Here is a 1,194-nt window from a genome sequence, read left to right on the forward strand (position 1 = left end):
TAAGCAAACTTCATCATAATAAATTAATTTTAATGGCCTTCTGTATTTAGTTGATTCAACATCACCATTATTATGTTTTTTAATTCTTCTTTTTAAATTATCTGTATAACCAACATAAAATTTATCATCTTTTTCACTTATAAGAATATATGTATAAAACATTATTTTAAATTAAGCCTACGTGCGTCTTGCCAGACAGGTAAGTCTTCGAATGATTTTATGGTTGATAAGTGTGAAATCCTCCAATCTAAATAATCTGCCAATCGACCAATCGACCAATCAAAAATAATCGGCCAATCTACCAATCAAGATTAAAAACAAAATTAAGAAACAATTAATATTCTACATCTTCCTCATCATAAATAGGAATACTTATAATAATTTGGGATAAATTTGGGATAAATTTGGGATATTTACATTATCTTAGAGTGTAGTAAGCCCCTTTTTTTTCACCCCTTTTATTCAACAACTTCTTTTTAACCATTGTATTTAAATCAAGTCTTGCTGTCTCATTGGATATTTCTGGAAACATTTCTCTATAATTTTTGTTTATAATTTTTCCGATTTTCTTAATATATTCCACAGCTAAAATTTGCCTCTTATTTAAATTTAAATCTTCTAAATATTCCTTAGTTATTTTCCCTCTAAACGTAACCACAAGATTCCCAGATACTTCTTCAAATAAAGGTTCAGGTAAATTATAACTTAGACATTTTTCGATCATCCTATTAGTTCCCGTTCCCCACTGTTCGATATATTTAATCAAAAAGAAACATTTCCCAATTAATGGATTTCTCAAAACCGAATCATGCTTTTTCTTTAAATCTTCTATTGTTAATGGTTTTGGGAGAGAACCACAGCTCCATACTTCAACTCTATCATCAAAAATTCTTATCTGAACATTACTGGAAATTTTATAATTACGATGACATATTGCGTTAGTAATTGCCTCTCTTAAAGCCTCAATGGGATATTCCCATCTCTCTACTCTTTCTGTCTCTTTAATCTCTGCGTGTAGTTTAATATGTTCTTTAACAAATTCTAAGGCATCCTCTCTTTGAGCAATTATGTTTCCACCAAAGACCTTCATATCAATAAATTCTAAAAGTGGCTTCTTTGCAGATTTGAGAATCAAAATATAGTTTATCTTTATGTTTTTCTAAGATTGATCTTTCTTGGAAGGGCGTATGCAAT

Annotated in this window: 2 protein-coding genes; both read right to left on the bottom strand. The window is 29.3% G+C overall.

From position 1 onward, the window contains the following. Positions 1-162 (bottom strand): GIY-YIG nuclease family protein (locus COZ07_RS08105; protein WP_406608061.1); only part of this gene is annotated, 162 nt, incomplete at its 3' end. 256 nt (positions 163-418) lie between these two features. Further along, a complete protein-coding gene (locus COZ07_RS08110) occupies positions 419-1,090 on the bottom strand; it encodes an ATP-binding protein (protein ID WP_406608060.1) in 672 nt (223 codons plus the stop codon). Between the last annotated feature and the right edge of the window lie 104 nt (positions 1,091-1,194).

Source organism: Candidatus Infernicultor aquiphilus (genome assembly GCF_002784285.1).
Lineage (GTDB): Bacteria > Atribacterota > Phoenicimicrobiia > Phoenicimicrobiales > Phoenicimicrobiaceae > Infernicultor > Infernicultor aquiphilus.

Excerpts from the sequence above, each read along its gene's own strand:
- COZ07_RS08110 (WP_406608060.1), bottom strand. The coding sequence starts at position 1,090 with ATGAAGGTCTTTGGTGGAAACATAATTGCTCAAAGAGAGGATGCCTTA.